Source organism: Janthinobacterium sp. 78 (genome assembly GCF_003096775.1).
Taxonomy (GTDB): Bacteria; Pseudomonadota; Gammaproteobacteria; order Burkholderiales; family Burkholderiaceae_D; genus Janthinobacterium; species Janthinobacterium tructae.
In genome coordinates this window covers 3,067,237-3,087,364 of the sequence record NZ_QENT01000001.1, presented here as the reverse complement: position 1 = coordinate 3,087,364, position 20,128 = coordinate 3,067,237, and the positions used below count along the sequence as shown (strand labels likewise).

Sequence of the window (20,128 nt, the reverse complement as noted above, 5' to 3'; positions counted from 1 at the left end):
ACCGACTTTCGACAACCGAGGAAAACGCCATGCCCTACACTACCCTGCTGGTCCACGTCGACAATTCCAGCCACTGCGCCCAACGCATCCGCCTGGCCGTGCGCCTGGCCATTGCCGAAGGCGCCCACCTGATCGGCTCGGCCATGAGCGGCCTCTCGCGCTATGCGTATGGCGGCGGCGTCAACGCGCTGCAGTTTGCGCCGGCGCAGATGCAGGCGCTGCGCAGCCAGGCCAGCGAGGCGCTGCACGACTTCGAGCGCATCGCCCGCGAAGAAGGCCTGGGCACCTACGAAACGCGCTTCGTCGACGACGATGCGCAAGGCGCGCTGCTGCTGCAGGCGCGCTATTGCGACTTGCTGATCCTCGGCCAGACGGACGCGCAGGATACGCCCTCGCGCGTCATCGCCGGCACGCCCGAATACCTGATGCTGCATTGCGGCCGGCCCGTGCTGATGGTGCCGCACGCGCCGACCACCGCGCTATCGGATACCGCGCAGCATCCGCTGCTGGCCTGGAACGGCAGCGCCGAAGCGCTGCGCGCCATCACCGATGCGCTGCCGCTGCTGCAACGCGCGCGGCAGGTGACCCTGGCCGTCGTCAATTCGCACGCCCAGCCGGCCGCGCACGGCGAGCAGCCGGGTGCCGACCTGGCCCTGTACCTGGCGCGCCACGGCGTCAACGTCGAAGTGCTGCAGCACGACACGCCGCACGGCCAGGACGTGGGCGCGGCCCTGCTGGCCATGGCGGCGCAGCGCCAGTGCGACCTGATCGTGATGGGCTGCTACGGCCACATGCGCCTGCGCGAAGCGTTGCTGGGCGGCGTCACGCGCACGGTGCTGCAGGACATGACCTTGCCGGTGCTGGTGTCGCACTGACGGCGTCAGGCTGCCGGGGCGCCGAACAGCGCCCCGATGCCCGATGCCGCCGCCATCGACAGGGCGCTCCAGAACACCACGCGCAGCACGCCCCGGCCCACGCGCGCGCCGCCGGCCCTGGCGGCCAGGCCACCCAGCAAGGCGAGCGATAGCAGCGACGCCACGACGATGGCCGGCGCCAGCATGGACAGCGGCGCCAGCAACACCACCAGCAGCGGCAACGCCGCGCCGACGGCAAAGCTGAGCGCCGAGGCCAGCGCCGCCTGCAGCGGGCGTGCGCGCATGCTCTCGGTGATGCCCAGTTCATCGCGCGCATGCGCGCCGATCGCATCGTGCGCCGTCAGCGCCCTGGCCACCTGCGCGGCCAGCGCCGGTTCCAGGCCGCGCGCCACATAAATGTGCGTCAGCTCGTGCAGCTCCCCCTTGGGATCGTCGAGCAGCTCGCCGCCCTCGCGCTCGAGCGCCGCCTGTTCCGTATCGGCCTGCGACTGCACCGAGACATATTCGCCCGTGGCCATCGACATGGCGCCCGCCACCAGGCCGGCCACGCCGGCCACCAGGATGCTGTCGTGCGTGGCGTGCGCCGCCACCACGCCCAGCACCAGGCTGGCCGTCGAGACGATGCCGTCATTGGCGCCCAGCACGGCGGCGCGCAGCCAGCCCACGTTGTCCATCCGGTGAAACTCGCGGTGTCGCAATGGCATATTCTCTCCTTTATGTAGGCATGGGCGCGGCGGCGGGCGCGGGAAAGCGCACCGTCACCACCAGGCCAGCGCCATCGGGCCCGGCGGCCAGCTGCACGCTGGCGCCATGCGTTTCGGCGATGCGCCGCACGATCGACAAGCCCAGGCCACTGCCCGGCTGGTGCGCGCCGGCGGCGCGAAAAAAACGTTCGAACACGCGCTCGCGCAACTGCTCGGCAATACCGGGCCCCGTGTCGCTCACGCGCAGCAGCACGCCATCGGCCTCGCTACGGCAAGCCAGCACCAGCGTACCGCCGGCCGGGGTATAGCGCATGGCGTTGTCCATCAGGTTGCGCGCCAGGATCAGGACGTGATCCAGCTGCAAACGGCATGGTGCCGTGGCCAGGTCGGCCCGCAGCAGCAAATCCTGGCGCTGCGCCTGCGCCATCCAGCCAGGCAGCTGTTCGGCCAGCACGGCGGCCAGGTCCAGCACGGGCAGGTCGGGCGGCGGCTGCGACTGCGGGTCGAGCCGGGACAGGGTCAGCAACTGCCCCACCAGGCGCGTGGCGCGGTCCACGCTCAGCCCCAGGCCCATCACGGATTCCTTGCGCTCGGCATCGCTGCGCGCGCGCTGCAGCACCTGCAAGTTAGTCTTGATGGCCGCCAGCGGCGTGCGCAGTTCATGCGCGGCATCGGCCGTGAAACGCTGCTCCTGCTCGCGCGTCTGGCGCACGCGCAGGAACAGGCGGTTGATGGCCTGCAGCAGCGGCTGCACTTCCAGTGGCGCGCCCGTCACGCTGACACTGGCCAGATCGTCGGGCGTGCGCAGCGCCACTTCATCGGCGCTACGGCGCAAGGCGCGAAACACGCGGTTGATGCTCCACCAGATGGCCAGCGCCGCCAAGGCCGCCATCGGCAAACCGATGGCCAGCAGCTTCAGGGCGAAGCGGCTGCTGATTTCCTGGCGGTGGCTGGCCGGTTCCGCCACCTGGATCTGCAGCCGCGCGTTGTGATTCCAGCTCGTGTAGATGCGCCACAGGCGGCCATCGTTGTCGTGCCAGCTGTAGCCCACATCGGCCGGCGCGGCGAACGCCCGGTCCGGCGCGCCGGCGTTCTTGTACAGCAGGCGCTGCTGCGCATCCCAAACCTGGAACAGCAGATACTGGCGGTGGTTGCGGTTCTGCGCCACCGGCATCACCAGCGATGTGCTCGCGCCATGCTCCTGCACCTCGTGCTCGGCCAGGGAGAGCAGCAAATGGCCCGTCTCGGCCAGCGACTGGTCGAACAGTTCCTGGCTTTCGCGGCCCGCTTCCAGGTACACGATGGCGGCGCTGAAGCCCCACAAGATGAACGTCAGTCCCAGCAGCACGGCCAACAGCGTGCGCCGCAGCGACCATGCGCCCGCGTTGCCCGGGATGGCGGGCATCACGGACAAGCCTGCGTGTCGGGCGTGTCGGGCGTAGCGGGCTTGTCGATGCTGTAGCCGATGGCATGCACGGTGCGGATCAGCGCCTTGCCCAGTTTGCGCCGCAAATGGTGGATATGCACCTGCAGCGCGTTGCTGTCGACTTCCTCGCCCCAGCTGTAGACGCCCTCTTCCAGCTGCACGCGGCTCAGGATGCGCCCGCGCTGCTCGACGAGCATCAGCAGGATGCTGAACTCCTTGCCCGTCACGGGCACCTCCGCGCCGCCCTGGCGCACCTGGCGCGCGGCGACGTCGATGACGATATCGCCGTGCACGAGTTCTTCGTGCGTGCGCCCGGCCGCGCGGCGGCAGGCGCTGCGCATGCGCGCCGCCAGCTCATCAAGGTCGAAGGGTTTGACGATGAAGTCGTCCGCGCCCGCATCCAGACCGGCCACCCGGTCGATGATCTGATCGCGCGCCGTGACGATCAGGATCGCCCCGTCATAGCCGCCGCGGCGCAAGGTCGCCAGCGCCTGCATGCCATCCTCGCCCGGCAGGGCCAGGTCGAGCAACAGACAGCCATAGCGGTGCAGGCGCACGGCCATATGCGCGCTTTCAGCCGACTGTACCCAGTCAACCGCATAGCCGGCCTGCTCCAGCCCCATCTGCGTGGCGCGCCCCAGCTGGGGGTCGTCTTCTGTCAGCAATATGCGCATCGTGGCCTGTCCTGTCTGAATTTCATGCTGGCAGCGTAGGCGCCGGACATTAAGAACTTCTTAACATCTGCTGGCGACCATCGATCCATCGTCCACTTCCGGCTGCCTCCCATGCCCGCTTCCCCCCATCTTAACCGCTGCCAGCCTTGCTGGCCAATACTGGCCCTGCTCGGCTGGCCGCTGCTGTCGGCCGCCGCGCCGCAGCAACTGCTGCTCAGTTCGCAACAAATCAGCCATGCCGGCATCGCCACCACGCCGGCGCTCGCCACGCTGGCCGGCGAAGGGACGCCGGCAGGCAACGACCTGGTCCTGTCGGGCACCGTGGTGGCGCCGCCCGGCTCGGGCGCCGTCGCCAGCGCCGTACTCGACGGCGTGGTGCAACAGGTGCACGTGACGCCGCTGCAGCAGGTGCGCGCCGGCATGCCGCTGCTGACCCTGTACAGCCAGGGCTGGCTGGAGTGGCAGCGCGCCTACCTGGAAAAGGCCAGCGCGGCGCGCCTGGCCCAAGCCAGACTGGCGCGCGACGAAGGACTGTACGGCGACGGTATCATCGCCCGTGCCCGTCTCGATGAGAGCCGCGATGCGGCGCAGCTGGCCACGCTGGCGGCCAGCGAACGCGAACAGGCGCTGCGCAGCGCCGGCCTCGATGGCGTGGCGCTGCGGCGCCTGCGCGAACAACGCACGCTGTCGCCCCTGCTGACGGTGCGCGCCAGCCGCGCCGGCAGCGTGCTGGCCTTGCCGGTCGAGGCGGGGCAGCACGTCGAAGCGGGCGCGCTGCTGGTCCGCATGGCCGCCAGCGGGCCCCTATGGGTGCAGTTGCAGGCGAGCCGGGCGCAACTGCCGCTGCTGCACGTGGGCGACCTGCTGCAGGTGGACGGCTGCGCCAGGCTGCGCGTGACGGCCATCTCTCCCGTCGTCGACGCCGCCACGCAAAGCGCGCAGCTGCGCGCACAGCAAGTGGGCCAGGAGCCATGCCTGAAGGTGAATGCCTTTGTCGAAGCGCGCCTGCTGCGCCCGGCACAAACGCCGGGCGGCGTGGCCGTGCCGGCGGCGGCGCTGGTGCGGCGCATGGGCGAGGCGCGCCAGCAGTACGTCTTTGTCGCCAATGTCAAGGGATTCACGGCAGTGCCCGTGCAAGCGACGCCGGCCGGCAGCGGCATGGCCTGGGTGCGCGGCGCTGTGCTGCCAGGCGACGCGGTGGCCGTGCGCGGCCTGGCGGCGCTGAAAGGCAGCTGGAGCGGCCTGGGGCCCGCCGCGGATGCCCCCGTCCAGGGAGGCAAGTGATGCTGGCCCGTTTGATCGCCCTGTCGCTGTCGCAGCGCCTGATGGTGCTGGTGCTGGCCGCGCTGATGGCGGCGGCCGGCGTGCAGGCGTTCCGCGCGCTGCCCATCGACGCCTTTCCCGATGTCTCGGGTACCCAGGTCAAGCTGATCCTGAAGGCGCCCGGCATGACGCCGGAAGAGGTCGAGGCGCGCATCGTCGCCCCCATCGAGCAGGAATTGCTGGGCATCCCGCGCCAGGCAGTGCTGCGCTCGCAGTCCAAATATGCGATCGCCGACATCACGCTGGACTTCCAGGAAGGCACGGACGTCTTCTGGGCGCGCCAGCAGGTCAGTGAAAGGCTGGCCAGCGTGCTGAAGGACTTGCCCGCCTCCGTCAGCGGCGGCCTGGCGCCCATCACCACACCGCTCGGTGAAATCTTCATGTTCACCATCGAGGGGCCCTTGAGCCTGATGGAAAAGCGCACGCTGCTCGAATGGACCATCCGCCCCCAGCTGCGCAACATCGCCGGCGTGGCTGACGTCAATTCGCTCGGCGGCATGGTGCGCAGCTTCGAGGTGGTGCCCGACCTGGCCGCCCTGGCCGCGCGCGGCCTGTCGCTGGCGCAGCTGCAGCAGGCGCTGGAAGCGAACAACCGCAGCGACGGCGCGGGCCGCCTGGGCAGCGGCGAGGAGGCACTGCTGATCCGCAGCGACGCAGGCATCCGCACGCTGGACGACGTGCGCGCCATCGGCATCGACCGGCGCGGCGGCATGGCCGTGAACGTGGGCCAGGTGGCCACGGTGCGCATCGGCCAGCTGACGCGCTATGGCGCCGTCACCCAGGACGGGCGCGGCGAAGCCGTGCAGGCCCTGGTGCTGGCCATGCGCGGCGCGAATGCGCAGCAAGTGGTGCAGCAAGTGCGCGCGCGCCTCGACGCGCTGGGCCCCAGCCTGCCCAAGGGCACCACCATCAGCACCTTCTACGACCGCGGCAAGCTGGTGGAGCGGGCCGTGGCCAGCGTCACGGGCGCGCTGGCCGAAGCGACCGTGCTGGTGATCGTGCTGCTGTATGTCTTTCTGGGCAACCTGCGCTCGGCGCTGGTGGTCGCCTGCATCCTGCCGCTGGCGGCGCTGGGCACCTTCCTGCTGATGCAGGCATATGGCCTGAGCGCCAACCTGATGTCGCTGGGCGGCCTGGCCATCGCCATCGGCATGCTGGTCGACGCGGCCGTGGTGGTGGTGGAAAACATCGAAGCCCATGGCGCCCACGCCCAGCCGGGCGTGCCGCGCCTGCACCGCATCTACCGGGCCGTGCGCGAAGTAGCGCTGCCCGTCAGCGCAGGCATGCTGGTGATCATGATCGTCTTCCTGCCCCTGCTGACGCTGCAGGGCCTGGAAGGCAAGCTGTTCGCGCCCGTGGCGCTGACCATCCTCTTCGCGCTGGCCGCCTCGCTGCTGCTGTCGCTGACCGTCATTCCCGTGCTCGCCTCGCTGCTGCTGCCCGAAAGCCACGCGGGTACGCCGCGCCTGGTGCAAAAAATGGAAGCGGCCTACCTGGCTCTGCTCGGGCGCGCCCTGCGCCGCGAGCGCCTGATCGGCGGCGTGGCCGTGGCGGCCCTGCTGCTGGCCGCCGGCGTCTTCCTGCAGGTGGGCAAATCGTTCATGCCCACGCTGGACGAAGGCGACATCATCATGCAGATCGAAAAACTGCCGTCCGTCAACCTGCAAGAGTCGGCGCGCCTGGACATGGCCATCCAGCGCCGCATCCTGGAACAAGTGCCCGACGTGCGCCGCATCGTGGCGCGCCTGGGCTCCGATGAACTGGGACTCGATCCCATGGGCCTGAACGAAACGGACTCCTTCCTGGTGCTCAAGCCGCGCGCGCAATGGCACAGCGCGAACAAGGAAACGCTGATCGATGCCCTGCGCGCGGCCACGGCGAGCTTTCCAGGCGTCAACATCAGCTTTACCCAGCCCATCGAGATGCGCACCTCGGAAATGCTGTCCGGCGTGCGCGGCGACGTGGCCGTCAAGATCTACGGCCCTGACAGCAAGACGCTGGGCGCGCTGGCCGCGCGCATCGTGGCCCAGTTGCGCACGCTGGCCGGCAGCGAGGATGTGCTGACGACGCAAAACTCGGGCGTGCAATACCTGCAAGTCGATATCGACCGGGTGGCGGCCGCCCGCCTGGGCCTCTCGGTGGAGCAGATCCAGGGCGATTTGCGCACCCTGATCGAAGGGCGCCAGGCTGGCATCGTCATCGAAGGCGGCAAGCGGCTGCCCCTGCTGCTGCGCGGCGGCGAACAACTGCAGCTGTCGGCCGATCTGTTCGGCCAGCTGCGCCTGCCCATGGCCGATGGCCCCGCCATCGCCCTGAGCCAGGTGGCCAGCCTGCGCACGGTCGACGGCCCCGTCAAGGTGGAGCGCGAAAACGCCTCGCGCCTGGTGGTGGTGCGCGCCAATGTGCGCGGGCGCGACCTGGTCGGCTTCGTCGACGAAGCCAAGGCACTGGTGGCGCGGCAAGTGCCGCTGCCGCCCGGCTACCGCATCGCCTGGGGCGGCCAGTTCGAAAACCAGCAGCGCGCCGCCGCCCGCCTGGCGCTGGTCGTGCCCATCGCGCTGGCGCTGATCTTCCTGCTGCTGTATACGACCTTGCGCAGCATCCGGCAAACCCTGCTAGTGCTGGTCAACATCCCGTTCGCGCTGACGGGCGGCGTGTATGCGCTGGCCCTGACGGGCGAGTACCTGTCCGTGCCCGCCTCGGTGGGCTTCATCGCGCTGATGGGCATCGCCGTGCTCAATGGCCTGGTGATGATCACCTGCTTCAACGACCTGCATGCGCGCGGCGTGCCGGTCGGCGAACTGGTGCTGCAAGGCGCCGTGCGGCGCTTCCGCCCCGTCATGATGACGGCCTGCATCACGGGCCTGGGCCTGGTGCCGCTGTTGCTGGCCACGGGACCCGGCTCGGAAATCCAGAAGCCGCTGGCCATCGTCGTCATCGGCGGCCTGCTCAGCGCCACCGTGCTGACCCTCGTACTGCTGCCCCTGCTGTTCCGCCGCTACGGCGTGGCGCAGCCATCTGTTCCTAGCATTGCCCTCACTGGAGCCCACCATGCAGCACCCTGACCATTCCCCCTGCGACGCCATGCTGACGCTGGCCATGCCCGTAGCCCTCGAAGAGGACGTCCTCGATTTCCTGCTGCTGCACCCGGCCTGGGCGGCCGGTTTTTCGGTGCTCGATGCGCAAGGCATGGGACCGGGCGCCGCCTACCCCTCCAGCCTGGAACAGGTACGGGGCCGGGGACGGCGCAAGCTGGTCCTGGTCGCCGGCGCCGACACCGACTTGCGCCTGCTGGTGCAGGCGCTGGCGGCACAGCTGCCCAAACCCGACATCGCCTACTGGATCAGCCCCGTGCTGTGCCACGGGAGGCTGGCATGAAGGCGCGCGTCCTGGCCCTGCTGTTCCTTGCGGCGGGAGCGCAGGCGGCGCCTGGCGCCCCTACCGCGCTGCCGCCCGAAGCCGAGGTGCGGCGTGTGCTGGCCAGCCTGCCGGCGCTGCGCCAGGGGGTACTCAATACGCAACTGGCCGGCGCGGAACGCGACAAGCTGGCCGCCGGCCCCTATGAATGGACGGTGCGCGCGGGCGCCAGCCGGCGCACCGCCCCCGGCGCAGAACGCTACCTGGAACAGGAAGTGGCGCTGGAGCGGCCCCTGCGCTGGTTCGGCAAGGCCAGCCTGGACCAGGCGCTGGGCGAGCAAGGCCTGGCCGTGGCGCGCGCGCTGCATGGCGACGCCTGGCACGAGGCGGGACGCGCCCTGCTGCGCGACTGGTTCGACGCGCTGCGCGACCTGGCCGGCGTAGCGCGGCTGGACGAGCAGCTGGCCGTGACGCAGCGCTTGCAATCGATTGCCGCGCGCCGCGTGCAGGCCGGCGACGGCGCCGCCCTCGACTTGCTGCAAGCCGACACGGAACAGCGGCGCGTGCTGGCCCTGCTGCAACAGGCACGCCAGCGCAGCGAGCAGTCGCTCACGCTGCTGGCCATCAGCTACCCCGGCTTGCCGCGTCCGCAGGCCGACTCACTACCGCTGCCGTACACCGGCAGCGAGTCGGCAGCCAGCTGGGCCGAGCGCATCGTGCATGACAACCATGAACTGCAGCTGGCCCAGGCGGAAGCGGACCTGTACGCCATGCGCGCCAGCCGGCTGGCCAGCGACGCCATGCCCGACCCGACGCTGGCACTGCGCGCGGCGCGCGAGCGCGACGGCCAGGAGCGGGTGTTCGGCGTCAGCCTGTCGTTTCCCCTGCCCGGCGCCGGACGTACGGCGGACCGGTCGGCGGCGGCCATCAAGGCATCGATGGCGCGCGAACGGGTGGCGCAGACGCAACTGCGCGTCGCCCTGGCGGCCCGGCGTGCCGCCAGCGACAGCGTGCATAGCCACGCAATATGGGAAACATTGCAAGAGGTGCAACAACAAACCATGCGCCAGGCGGAACTGATGCAGCGCGCCTACCAGGCGGGCGAATGCACGCTGGCCGTAGCGCTGGCCGGCAGGCGGCAGGCGCTCGACGCGGCGCTGACGGCGCAGACGGCGCAGATCGACGCGCTGGCGGCCCAGGCGCGCCTGCAACTCGACGCGCACGCCATCTGGTCCATCGACTGATGCGGCGCCAACACGATTCATCCACGCGATTGACCGAGAAGGAAACACCATGAACACCGAGAAATTGACGACGCAAGACTGGCGCTATGCCGCCCCGGCGCGCCTGCTGCACTGGCTGATGGCCGTGCTGATCCCCGCCATGCTGGCCCTGGGCTGGACTATGATGGAGGTCGAGGACGATCCCGGCAGCGAGGTGTATTTCAATCTGCATAAATCGCTGGGCTTGCTGCTCCTGCTGCTGCTCGCCGCGCGCGCCGCCTGGCGCCTGGGCCACGCGCCGGCTAGCCTGCCGCCGTCCGTGGCGCCGTGGCAAGCGCGCCTGTCGCGCCTGGGCCATGGCTTGCTGTACGCGGGCATGCTGCTGGTGCCGGCCACGGGCCTGGCCGGTGCGCTGCTGAGCAAGAGCGGCGTGGCCTTCTTCGGCCTGGCCCTGCCGCGCTGGTTCGCGCCCGACCACGCGCTGGCCGAACAATGCTTCGAACTGCACGAACTGGGCGCCTGGACCCTGGCCGCCCTGATCGTGCTGCACGCCATTGCCGGCCTCAAGCATCTGCTGCTGGACAAGGACGGCGTCTTCCAGCGCATGCGGTAGCGCGCACTGCCCTACAGCCAGCCCTCGCGCTTCAGGCGCCGGTGCAGCCAGTAGCAGCCGCCGATGATGACGACGATCACGGCAGGATAGCTGCCGCGCCACTTCAGTTCCGGCATGAATTCGAAGTTCATGCCGTACAGGCTGAAGACCATGGTCGGCACGGCCAGGATGGCGGCCCAGGCCGCAAGGCGCTTGACCACCTCGTTCTGGCGGATGGAGATTTGCCCCAGCGCCACCTGCATGGCCGAATTGACCAGTTCGCGCATCTGGCCCGCCGTGTGCGTGACGCGTTTGACGTGGTCGAGAATGTCGCGGTAATAGATGCGGTTTTCCTTGGGCACGATGTCGCCATGGAAACGGATCAGCTGGGTGCAGATGTCATGCAGGGGATTGACGGCCGCGTCGAGCTTGAGCAGTTCCGTCTTGAGCTGATAGAAATCCTGCAGCTTGTCTTCGGAGAGACTGGGCTGGAACAATTGCAGCTCATAGTGCTGGAAGCGCGACTGCAAATGGTCGATACAGGGCTGGTACTGGTCGACGATGAAGTCGATGATGGAATAGAGCACGTAGCCAGGGCCACTGGCGAGTTTCTCGGGCACGCTTTCCTTGCGCTCACGCAACTTTGCATAACCGGCCGAGGCGCCATGGCGCACGGTAATGATGAAGCGGGGGCCGAGAAAGACGTGGGTTTCGCCGTAGACGATGGCGTCGCCGTCCAGGGTAGCCGTGTGCATCACCATGAACAGGGTGTCGCCGTACTCTTCCAGCTTGGGTCGCTCGTGCGCCCCCTGCGCATCCTCGACGGCCAGTTCGTGCAAGCCAAACGCCGATTGCAGCGCCTGCATGGCGATGCTGTCTGGACCGGCCAGGCCTATCCACACGAAACAATCGGGGTCGCCGAGGAAGTCGCCCACCTTGTCGATGTCGAAATGGGCGATCTTCCGGCCATCGCGATACGCTTCGCAGTTGACGACGGCGGCGTGGGTACTCAGGTCCATGATAATTTTCGGGCTACGATGTCGGGCCGTCAGTATAGCGGAACGAAACTGTCACTCTGTTAAGTTAAGTAATCCTCAGGAAATTATTGTGAATTTATGACGAACAGAACCGGATGCTCTGCAAGGCGCCCGCAACGAAGCTTAAAACAGGCCGAACAGCGATTTTTTCGGCGCCGTGCAGGCCGCGGTAACGGGCGCCTCGATTTCCTGCTTGGCCGCCGGATCCGTCACGTCGAACAGCATCTGCTTGCACTTGTTTTCACCCAGGAAGTGGAATTCCACCTGATATTTCTTGCCAGCTTCCGGCGTCAGCTGCAACGTCAGCGGGCCGCAGGAACCGGCACGCAAGCCGTGTTCGGCCGGCCAGTCGGCGTAAGCCTGCACCCAGACCGGTGCGCCCGCCGTCAGCGTCTTCTCCACTTTCGGCAGCACGCCCGTCATGCGCCGCGAACGCTCGACCATCTTCGAGATAAACGGCAACAATTTTTCGCGCAAGGTCGTGGCGTCATACACCTTGCCCGCCGGCGTGAAGTCCTTGCACTCTTCCGCGCTGCCACTGGTGCCGTAGTCCACCACCATCTGCTCGCCCGACGATATCAGGCTCAGTTTCGCAACCGTGGGCACGGCGGCCGCTTCCGCGACGACAGGCTGCGCCACCGGGGTTTCCACCGCCTGCTTCGCCACGACTTCGTCACCCGCCCCGGCCGCCCAGGCACTCACGCTGGCGGCAGCCAGCAAGACACTCAATACACCACGCACACTATCTTTACGCACAAGAAATCCAGATTCAAAGTAGGTTTCATCGAAACATTAGTTAATTCAACACAACTAACATTGCCATAAAAGATAATATATTAAATATTTCCATATGGCAATTTTATCTCGTGCGGTTTGCCCGCGCGCGCCACCGCCCACTGCCTGGACGGGCAGGCGCCGTGCTCGACATCGGGGCCGGGACAGGCACCGACTCGGCGTGGCTTGCCAGCCTGGGGCACAAGGTGGTGGCAGTTGAGCCCGTCGTCGCGTTCCGCGAGGCGGGCATGAAGACCCACGCGTCGTCCGATATCGAGTGGCTGGACGATAGCCTGCCCGCGCTTGCCGCGACAGGCGCACGTGAGGCCAGGTTCGACCTGGTTGTACTCGCCGCCGTCTGGATGCATCTTGCAGCGGAAGAAAGAAGCGAGGCGATGGGGAATATCAGCAAGCTGCTCAAACCGGGCGCGTTGCTCGTCATGTCACTCAGGCATGGTCCCGCCCAGGCGAACCGGCGCATCTTTGAGGTCTCGGCCCATGAAACTATCGCCCTTGCGGCACGCCACCATCTCAAGGTCGTTTTGAGTGCGCAGGCGCCGCCCGTTCAGCAGCAGAATCGCCAGGCGGGAGTCAGTTGGTCCTGGCTGGTTTTTTCAGCGATGAGAGATGCCGCAGCAGGCTAGCCCGTCGACATGACCGCATTCAGCGCGCGCCGCAACTCCTTCAGCCGGGGCGGCTTGCCCAGCACGCAGTCGACGTGTTCGGGATAGTCGCTGTCGGCGGCCAGGCGCTGGCCCCAGCCCGTGAGCATGATGATGGGCGTGGCCGGCGAGCACTGGCGCACCGCGCTGGCCACCTTGCGCCCGTCCACGTGGGGCATGCCCAGGTCCGTGATGACCACCGCAAACTGTTCGTGCCGCTCGTATGCGGCCTGGAAGCAGTCGATGCCGGCCTGGCCGCCATCGGCGGACACCACGTCGTGGCCATCGATTTCCAGGATGTCGCGCAGTGACTTGAGCACCATCGGGTCGTCGTCCACCACCAGGATGCGCAGGCGCGGCGGCACGGCGTGGGCCGCGTCGGGCGCGCTCTCCCCCTCGCCTGCCGCGCAGGCGGGGAAATCCAGGCGCACCGCCGTACCCTGTCCCGGCGCCGTGACGATGTCGATGCTGGCGCCATGGCGCTCCATCATGCCGTACACCATGGCCAGGCCCAGGCCCGTGCCCCGCTCGCCCTTGGTGGTAAAAAATGGCTCCAGGCAGCGGCGGCGCGTGTTCTCGTCCATGCCGATGCCCGTGTCGCCCACCTCAATGCGCACCTGCCGCGCCTCTCCCGCTGTGCCGGTGCAGCTGGTGCGCACGCTCAGGGTGCCGCCTTCCGGCATGGCGTCGACGGCGTTGAAGACCAGGTTGGTCAGCGCTTCGCGGATTTCCCCCACGCTGCCGGGCAGCATGGGCAACCCGTCCGCCAGCTGCGTGCGCAGGACGATGACGATGCCGCGCTGCTGCGGCATGTCGCTCCAGCGCGCGCGCGTCAGGTCCAGCACCTGCTGCACCACCAGGTTGGCGTCGATGGGCGACAGCGCCAGCTGCGGTTCGCGCTGGCGGTAGAATTCGCGCATGCGCGCCACGGTGGCGGCCACGTCGTCGATGGCGCGCTCGATCACTTCCAGATAATGCCGGCCCTGCGGACTGAGATTGGTTTCCGTCTCCAGCAAGGACTCGGTGTACAGGGCCACGGGGGAAATGGCATTATTGATGTCGTGCGCGATGCCGCTGGCCATCTGCCCCAGCGCGCGCAGGCGCTCCTGCTGCATCACCGATTGCTGCGTCTGGCGCAAATCGTCATACGCGCACTGCAGCGCGCCGTAGAGCTGTGCCTGGTTGGCGGCCAGCGCCACATGCTCGCTCAGCTGACTGAGGAATTCGCATTCGCCGCTGGTAAAGCTGTGCGCTGCATGGCGCGCCACGATCAGGATGCCGAAGACCGTGTTTTCAGCCAGCAGCGGCGCCATGACGAGGGCGCGCAGCCCCCCTTGCGCCAGCCGCTGCGGAAACGGAAACGCCACCTCGGCGATGTCGGCTTCATACACGAGCTTGCCGCGCACGCAACTCGACAAGCCATTCTCGTCAATAGGGATGTGCGCCTGCTCGCCCATCATGAACGACTGCGCCAGCGCCTCGCTGCGCACGCCCACGCACGTCACCTGCAGCGCGTGCTGCGACGGTTGGTACAGGCAGATGCAGCTGAAATCGATGGGCAGCTGGTCTTCCAGGCTGCGCACCACGACCTGGAAGATGCTGCGCAAGTCCTGCCGCTCGCCGATCGAGCGCGTGATCTGCTGCAGCAGGTTCAGGCGCTCGAGCTGCTCATGTACCTTGCGCTCGGCCAGCTGGCGCTCGGTGATCTGCGTTTCCAGGGCGGCATTCGTGTGCGCCAGCTCGTCGCGCGAGACGGTGGTGCGGCGCAACTTTTCCGTCATGCCGTCGAAGGCGCGCGCCAGTTCGCCGATTTCATTTTTCGTGTACACGCCGAGCGCAAAATCGAGCTTGCCGGCGCCGACGATCAGGGTCCCCTGGCGCAGCTTTTCCAGCGGTCCCGTGACGCTGGTCATGGTGAAGTAGATCAGGCCAGCCACGAGGGCGATGATCATGCCGCCAAACAGCATCACGGCCACGTTGGCCCGCTGCTGCGCATCGAGCACGCCTTGCCGGCTCAATTCGGACAGCCGCATCGCGTCCGAGATCATGCCCTGCACCCTGCCCATGATCTGGCCGGACAGGCGCGACTCCAGCTCGCCCAGCACCTCGCGCCGCTGCGGGTCCTGTCCCAGCTCGCGGTGATTTGCCACAAACAGCTCGAACAACCCGCCCACGCCGGCCAGGTCGCCCTGCAATTGGCGCAGCAGGGCGCGCTCCTCGCCGCTGCTGAAGGCAGGCGTGGCCAGCAAGCCCGTGCCCAGCGATTCGCTGCGCAGCTGCCACTGGGCACGCGTGCGCGCGCCATGGTGCAGCGCATACTCGATCGACAGGTAGCGCAGTGACGTGACCGCTTGCAGGATATCGCCTGCGGCCTTGTTCTTCGCCAGTTCGCGCTGCATCGCCACGGTGGTGGAGAACAGCACGGCGACGATGATGGCCACCAGCAGCACGCAAAACAGTTCGGCCAGCTTGAAGCGCGTTACGATTTTCACGGTGGCTTTCTCAATGAATGACCGTCACGGCCGCAGGCGCCACGGCTTCCAGGCCGTCCAGGTACACGGCATCGAGGAAGTTCGGCATGTCGCCGCGTTCGGCCAGGCGGTTCTTGATGGCCCAGCGCGCCTCGTCTTCCAGCGCCAGCAACAAGCCCTGGTCGAGTACGATGCCAAACCGATAACCGTGCCAGGCCGCCTGCAGGCGCGCCGCCTCGCTGGCCGACACCGTGGTAAACAGGGCGCGCGCGGCGTCGGGTTCGTCGCGGCAAAAGCCCGCGCCGGCCAGCAGCGCGCGCAGCACCTTGCGCATCGTCGCCGGGTGGCTGCGCACAAAGTCGCCCGTACCGGCCACATTGAACAGGCCCGCATATACGTCCTCGCCATAGAAGATGGCCGCCTTGCCCGCGATGGCATGCGTCATGCCCGTCAGGAAGGGTTCCCAGCCGGCCGCCGCGTCGACCTCGCCGCGCGCCAGCGCACCGGCCAGCTGCTCCGGCGCGTAGTTGCGCAAGGTGACCTCAGCGGGCAGCAGCTTCTGGCGGTTCAGGAAAGCGTCCAGCATGAACTGGCCGGAGGTGCCCAGGGTCACGCCGATGCGCTTGCCTTTCAGGCTGGCGGGCGTGGACACGCCGCGGTCCAGGCGTCCCACAATGCCGTGGTCGCGCTCGGCTTCGAAGATGCTGGCGATGATGACGACGGACTGGTTTTTCAGGCTGGCCAGCACCACGGGAATATCGGACACGGTGCCCAGCTCGGCCCTGCCCTGCAGCACGGCTTCCAGCGACGCCTTGCCCGACGAATACGCTTGCAGCCGCGCATCGATGCCCTCGTGCGCGAAATAACCGCGTGCGCGCGCGGCCAGCACGGGGCAGCTGCCCACGTATGCCGCATTCACGGCCAGGCGCAGCACTTCCACCGGGCCGGGCGGCGCAGCGGGACGGGCATTCAAGCGCCAGATGGCTGCGGCGGCCAGCGCCAGCAACAGCGCGCTGGCCGCCAGCCAGAGCGCCCGCCGCACCGGCGCCGCCCCGTTCATGCGCTGCGCTGCGCCGTGGCCGACTCCAGCGCGCTGTTGATGGCCTCGGAAAACGCCTGCACGTCGAGCGGCTTGGTGAGATAGCGGTAATAGCCCGCCGCCAGTCCCTGGCGGATATCGCCCGGCCCGGCCACGGCCGTCAGGGCGATGACGGGAATATGCGCGGTGCGGGCATCGGCGCGCAGCAGCTGCATGACTTGCGTGCCGCTGATGTCGGGCAGGTCGCTGTCCATCAGTATCAGCTGCGGCAAGTGACGGCGCGCCAGCTCCAGGCCCGTTTGCCCGTCGCCGGCCGACAGCAGGTCGAGGTCGGGGCGAAAATGGATCAGGCCCGCCACCAGGGCCAGATTCAGGGGATTGTCTTCCACATACAGCAGCGTCTTGCGGTCAGGCAGCCGTACCGTTTCTGCGGGCCGGGCAATGGTGGACAGGCGCGCACTTTCCTGCTGCGGCTGGCGCGCCGGGCAACTGGCGATATCGAGCCAGAAGGTGCTGCCGCGTCCTGGCGTGCTGGCCACGCCCAGCCTGGCCTGCATGGCTTCGGCCAGGCGCTTGCTGACCACCAGCCCCAGGCCCGTGCCCTCCTCGTCGCGCACATCGCGTCCCAAGCGGTTGAAGGGCTGGAACAGCGCGTCGAGCTGCGCGGCGCTCAGCCCGCCGCCCGTGTCGCGCACGGACAGGCGCAGCTGCCGTGCATCGACGGGCTGGCAATCGACGTGGATTTCGCCCTGTTCCCGGTTGTACTTGACGGCGTTCGACAGCAAGTTGAGCAGTACCTGCTTGAGGCGCGTACGGTCGGCCAGCACATGCAGGCCGACCGCTTCCACGAACGTCAGGGTGATGCCGCGCTTCTTCGCCAGCGGTTCCATCATTTGCCAGCATTCGTGGTAGATGCCGGCCAGGTCGACGGGCTCCATCGACAGCGACATATTGCCCGACTCGATCTTGGCGATATCGAGGATATCGTTGATCAAAGTCAACAGGTGCCGGCCAGCGCCGAAGATGTGCGAGGCAAAGATTTTCTTTTCCTGCGCCGTCGAGGGGATGGAATCGGACATCAGCATCTGCGAAAAGCCCAGGATGGCGTTGAGCGGCGTGCGCAACTCGTGGCTCATGCTGGACAGGAAATTGGTCTTTTCCTGGTTCGCCCGCTCGGCCACTTCGCGCGCCAGCTGCAAATCCTTGTTCATGGCGTCGAGTTCGTCCGTGTGCTGGCGCAGCAGCAGTTCCAGGCGCGCATTGGCGATGCGCAACTGGCGCGTTTCCAGCGCGCGCGCCAGTATCAGCAGGATGCCCGACACCTTGAACGGCTTGACCACATAGTCGAGCGCACCCGCCTGCATGGCCTGCACGGCCGAGGCGATCGTGCCTTCTCCCGTCATGATGATGCAGGCCAGGTCCGGATCGATCTTGCGCGCCGCTTCCACCACGGCGATGCCGTTGATGCCCGGCATCATCAGGTCGACCAGCAGCAGGTCGAACGATTCGACGGCCAGCAGGGCTAGCGCCGCCTCACCCGACGCGAGGCCCGTCGTGTCGTAGGCCTGCCCGCGCAAGGTGTCGCACAGCGCGCGCATGTGCGCCAGCTCGTCATCGACGATGAGGATACGCGGCGGCATTGATGAGCTGTTCATGCATTCTCCTGGCGCCCCACCTGCGCCTCGCGGTGCGGAGGCAGGCCTGCAAGATGCGTTTCGAGCATAACACTTGCAAATTACCAAAAATACACGAATTGTCACGCGCACGGGGCCTAGGCGAGCGCGGGCAGCCCCCGCAGCAGCTTGTCCAGGGTCAGCGGATAGTCGCGCACGCGTACGCCCGTGGCGTTGTAGACGGCATTGGCGATGGCCGCTGCCACGCCGCAGATGCCCAGTTCGCCCACACCCTTGGCTTTCATGGGCGATGACATGGGGTCCGTTTCATCGAGAAAAATGACATCCTGATGCGCAATGTCGGCGTGCACGGGCACTTCGTAGCCGGCCAGGTCGTGGTTGACGAAAAAGCCGCGGCGCTTGTCCACCACGAGTTCTTCCATCAGGGCCGCGCCCACGCCCATGGTCATGGCGCCGATCACCTGGCTGCGCGCCGCTTTCGGGTTCAGGATGCGGCCGGCCGCGCACACGGCCAGCATGCGCCGCACGCGCACTTCACCCGTGTCGCCGTCCACGCCTACCTCGACGAAATGCGCGCCAAACGTCGATTGCTGGAATTTTTTGTCCAGGTCGCCATATTCCATATGGTCTTCGGCGACGATGTCGCCGTTCGCCGCCGCCTGCGCCAATGGCACGCTGCGTTCGCCCTGGCTCACTTGCCCATCGGAAAAACGCGCTTCGTTCTGATCGAAACCCAGCTTGCCGGCGATGGCCTGGCGCAGGCGCACGCAAGCGGCATACACGCCCGCCGTGGAACTGTTGCCGCCCCACTGCCCGCCCGAACCGGCCGAGACGGGAAAATCCGAGTCGCCCAGGCGCACGACGACACGCTTCAGTGTCACGCCCAGCATTTCCGCCGCCGTCTGGGCGATGATGGTATAGCTGCCCGTGCCGATGTCCGTCATATCCGTTTCCACGGTGACGATGCCGTTGCCATCGAGGCGCACGCGGGCGGCGGACTGCATGACGAGGTTGTTGCGGAAGGCAGCCGCCACGCCCATGCCCACCAGCCAGCGGCCGTCGCGCCGCATGCCGGGCCGGCTTCGCCGCTCTTTCCAGCCAAATTCCACGGCGCCCGTGCGCAGGCAGTCGATCAGGCGGCGCTGGGAAAACGGTCTGCTAGGCTTTTCCGGGTCCACTTTCGTGTCGTTCAGGATGCGCAAGACGATAGGGTCCAGGTTCAGCTTTTCCGCCAGCTCGTCCATGGCGATTTCCAGCGCCATCAGGCCCGGTGCCTCGCCCGGCGCGCGCATGGCGTTGCCTTCCGGCAAATCGAGCACGGCCAGGCGCATGGCCGTCATGCGGTTTGGTCCCGCGTACAGCAAGCGCGTCTGCATTACGGCCGTTTCCGGCTGCCCGCCTTTGAGGTCGCCCGACCACGACTCATGGCCGATGGCCGTGATCTTGCCATCGCGCGTGGCGCCGATGCGCAGGCGCTGGATGGTGGCGGGCCGGTGCGTGGTGTTGTTGAACATCAGGGGCCGCGTCAGCGCGACCTTGACGGGGCGCTGCGCCGCGCGCGCGCCCAGGGCCGCCAGCAAGGCTTCCGCGCGCAGGAACAGCTTGCCGCCGAAGCCACCGCCAATGTACGGCGAGACTATGCGCACCTGCTCTTTCGCAATGCCAAGGGTGCGGGCCAGGTCGCCCCGGCCCCAGTCCACCATCTGGTTCGCCGTCCACAGCGTCAATGCATCGCCTTCCCAGGCGGCAATCGAGGCGTGCGGCTCCATCATGGCGTGCGACTGGTCAGGCGTGGTATAGCTGGCGTCGAGGCGCACGGGAGCATTCGCATACGCGCTGGAGAAATTGCCCGTCTTGCTGTCGGGCTTGCCACCCTTCGGCTTGCTCGCCGTACTCTTCACCTTGGCCAAGTCGAAAACGCCCTGCTGCTCGGCATACTTCACGTCGAGCAACTGCGCGGCCGAGCGCGCCTGTTCGAAGGTTTCCGCCACCACCAGCGCGATGGCCTGGTGATAATGTTCAATGTCCGGCCCGCCCAGCAGATTGGCCGTATTCATTTTTCCCTTGCCCAGTTTGCCCGCCGATTGCGCCGTGACCACGGCCAGCACGCCCGGCGCCCGGCGCGCCGCGCTGGTATCAAGCGAGGCGATGCGGCCTTTGGCAATCGCCGCGCCGACCACGTAACCGTAGGCGGCGTGTGGCGCGGCCTTGTTCTGTTCATATGCGTACAGCGCCGTGCCCGTGGTTTTCAGAGGGCCATCGATGCGGTCCGTGGGACGGCCAACGACTTTCAGCTGGTCGATGGGATTGGTGGTCGCAGGTGTCGTAAATTTCATG

At 67.5% G+C, this 20,128-nt stretch carries 16 protein-coding genes; 7 read left to right on the top strand and 9 right to left on the bottom strand.

What is annotated here, in order from left to right:
• Positions 1–29 precede the first annotated feature (29 nt).
• Positions 30–875 (top strand): universal stress protein, encoded by an 846-nt coding sequence (locus C8C92_RS13675; RefSeq protein ID WP_116744231.1) that lies wholly within the window; start codon positions 30–32, stop codon positions 873–875.
• A 5-nt stretch (positions 876–880) separates the two neighbouring features.
• Here the strand turns inward: C8C92_RS13675 and C8C92_RS13670 are convergent, their stop codons facing one another.
• The 3 genes from C8C92_RS13670 to C8C92_RS13660 are packed head-to-tail and all read right to left on the bottom strand — an operon-like array spanning position 881 to position 3,679.
• Positions 881–1,579: a VIT family protein gene (locus C8C92_RS13670; RefSeq protein ID WP_071077573.1), complete on the bottom strand. Its 699-nt coding sequence runs from the start codon at positions 1,577–1,579 to the stop codon at positions 881–883.
• 10 nt (positions 1,580–1,589) lie between these two features.
• Positions 1,590–2,984 carry an ATP-binding protein gene (locus tag C8C92_RS13665; protein WP_243420202.1) on the bottom strand — a complete coding sequence of 465 codons (1,395 nt, stop codon included), beginning with the start codon at positions 2,982–2,984 and terminating at the stop codon, positions 1,590–1,592.
• Positions 2,984–3,679: a response regulator gene (locus C8C92_RS13660; RefSeq protein ID WP_116744229.1), complete on the bottom strand. Its 696-nt coding sequence runs from the start codon at positions 3,677–3,679 to the stop codon at positions 2,984–2,986. Before C8C92_RS13660 ends, C8C92_RS13665 begins: the two co-directional genes overlap by 1 nt.
• A gap of 111 nt (positions 3,680–3,790) precedes the next feature.
• On the opposite strand from C8C92_RS13660, the gene C8C92_RS13655 reads away from it, so the two are divergent.
• From C8C92_RS13655 to C8C92_RS13635, 5 genes are read left to right on the top strand one after another with little or no spacing between them, the layout of a single operon-like run.
• Positions 3,791–4,963 (top strand): efflux RND transporter periplasmic adaptor subunit, encoded by a 1,173-nt coding sequence (locus tag C8C92_RS13655; RefSeq protein WP_243420201.1) that lies wholly within the window; start codon positions 3,791–3,793, stop codon positions 4,961–4,963.
• Entirely contained in the window at positions 4,963–8,067 is a 3,105-nt protein-coding gene (locus C8C92_RS13650; RefSeq protein WP_116744228.1) for a CusA/CzcA family heavy metal efflux RND transporter, read from the top strand. Before C8C92_RS13655 ends, C8C92_RS13650 begins: the two co-directional genes overlap by 1 nt.
• On the top strand, positions 8,054–8,380 hold the full coding sequence (locus C8C92_RS13645) for a DUF3240 family protein (RefSeq protein ID WP_099764025.1): 327 nt from the start codon (positions 8,054–8,056) through the stop codon (positions 8,378–8,380). Before C8C92_RS13650 ends, C8C92_RS13645 begins: the two co-directional genes overlap by 14 nt.
• Positions 8,377–9,603 carry a TolC family protein gene (locus C8C92_RS13640; protein WP_116744227.1) on the top strand — a complete coding sequence of 409 codons (1,227 nt, stop codon included), beginning with the start codon at positions 8,377–8,379 and terminating at the stop codon, positions 9,601–9,603. The genes C8C92_RS13645 and C8C92_RS13640 overlap by 4 nt, the downstream gene beginning before the upstream one ends.
• Before the next feature lie 49 nt (positions 9,604–9,652).
• Positions 9,653–10,195 (top strand): cytochrome b, encoded by a 543-nt coding sequence (locus tag C8C92_RS13635; protein WP_116744226.1) that lies wholly within the window; start codon positions 9,653–9,655, stop codon positions 10,193–10,195.
• An 11-nt stretch (positions 10,196–10,206) separates the two neighbouring features.
• Here C8C92_RS13635 and C8C92_RS13630 read toward each other — a convergent pair whose 3' ends face one another.
• Together C8C92_RS13630 and C8C92_RS13625 are read right to left on the bottom strand one after the other, a co-directional pair.
• Positions 10,207–11,193, bottom strand: a complete 987-nt coding sequence (locus tag C8C92_RS13630) for a magnesium and cobalt transport protein CorA (RefSeq protein ID WP_116744225.1) — start codon at positions 11,191–11,193, stop codon at positions 10,207–10,209.
• 141 nt (positions 11,194–11,334) lie between these two features.
• Positions 11,335–11,967, bottom strand: coding sequence for a hypothetical protein (locus tag C8C92_RS13625; RefSeq protein ID WP_133250747.1), 633 nt, complete (start codon positions 11,965–11,967; stop codon positions 11,335–11,337).
• A 110-nt stretch (positions 11,968–12,077) separates the two neighbouring features.
• Between C8C92_RS13625 and C8C92_RS13620 the strand changes: the two genes are divergently transcribed.
• Positions 12,078–12,629: a methyltransferase domain-containing protein gene (locus C8C92_RS13620; RefSeq protein WP_279340923.1), complete on the top strand. Its 552-nt coding sequence runs from the start codon at positions 12,078–12,080 to the stop codon at positions 12,627–12,629.
• On the opposite strand, the gene C8C92_RS13615 is transcribed toward C8C92_RS13620, so the two are convergent.
• The 4 genes from C8C92_RS13615 to paoC all read right to left on the bottom strand — a co-directional run bounded on the left by C8C92_RS13615 (position 12,626) and on the right by paoC (position 20,127).
• Positions 12,626–15,139: an ATP-binding protein gene (locus C8C92_RS13615; protein ID WP_116744222.1), complete on the bottom strand. Its 2,514-nt coding sequence runs from the start codon at positions 15,137–15,139 to the stop codon at positions 12,626–12,628. The two genes, C8C92_RS13620 and C8C92_RS13615, sit on opposite strands and share 4 nt — an antisense overlap.
• A 10-nt stretch (positions 15,140–15,149) precedes the next feature.
• Positions 15,150–16,178 carry an NrtA/SsuA/CpmA family ABC transporter substrate-binding protein gene (locus C8C92_RS13610; RefSeq protein ID WP_116744221.1) on the bottom strand — a complete coding sequence of 343 codons (1,029 nt, stop codon included), beginning with the start codon at positions 16,176–16,178 and terminating at the stop codon, positions 15,150–15,152.
• Complete coding sequence (locus C8C92_RS13605) at positions 16,175–17,812, bottom strand: response regulator (RefSeq protein WP_243420200.1); 1,638 nt, start codon at positions 17,810–17,812, stop codon at positions 16,175–16,177. The genes C8C92_RS13610 and C8C92_RS13605 overlap by 4 nt, the downstream gene beginning before the upstream one ends.
• Before the next feature lie 116 nt (positions 17,813–17,928).
• Entirely contained in the window at positions 17,929–20,127 is a 2,199-nt protein-coding gene (paoC, locus tag C8C92_RS13600; protein WP_116744219.1) for an aldehyde oxidoreductase molybdenum-binding subunit PaoC, read from the bottom strand.
• Position 20,128 lies beyond the last annotated feature (1 nt).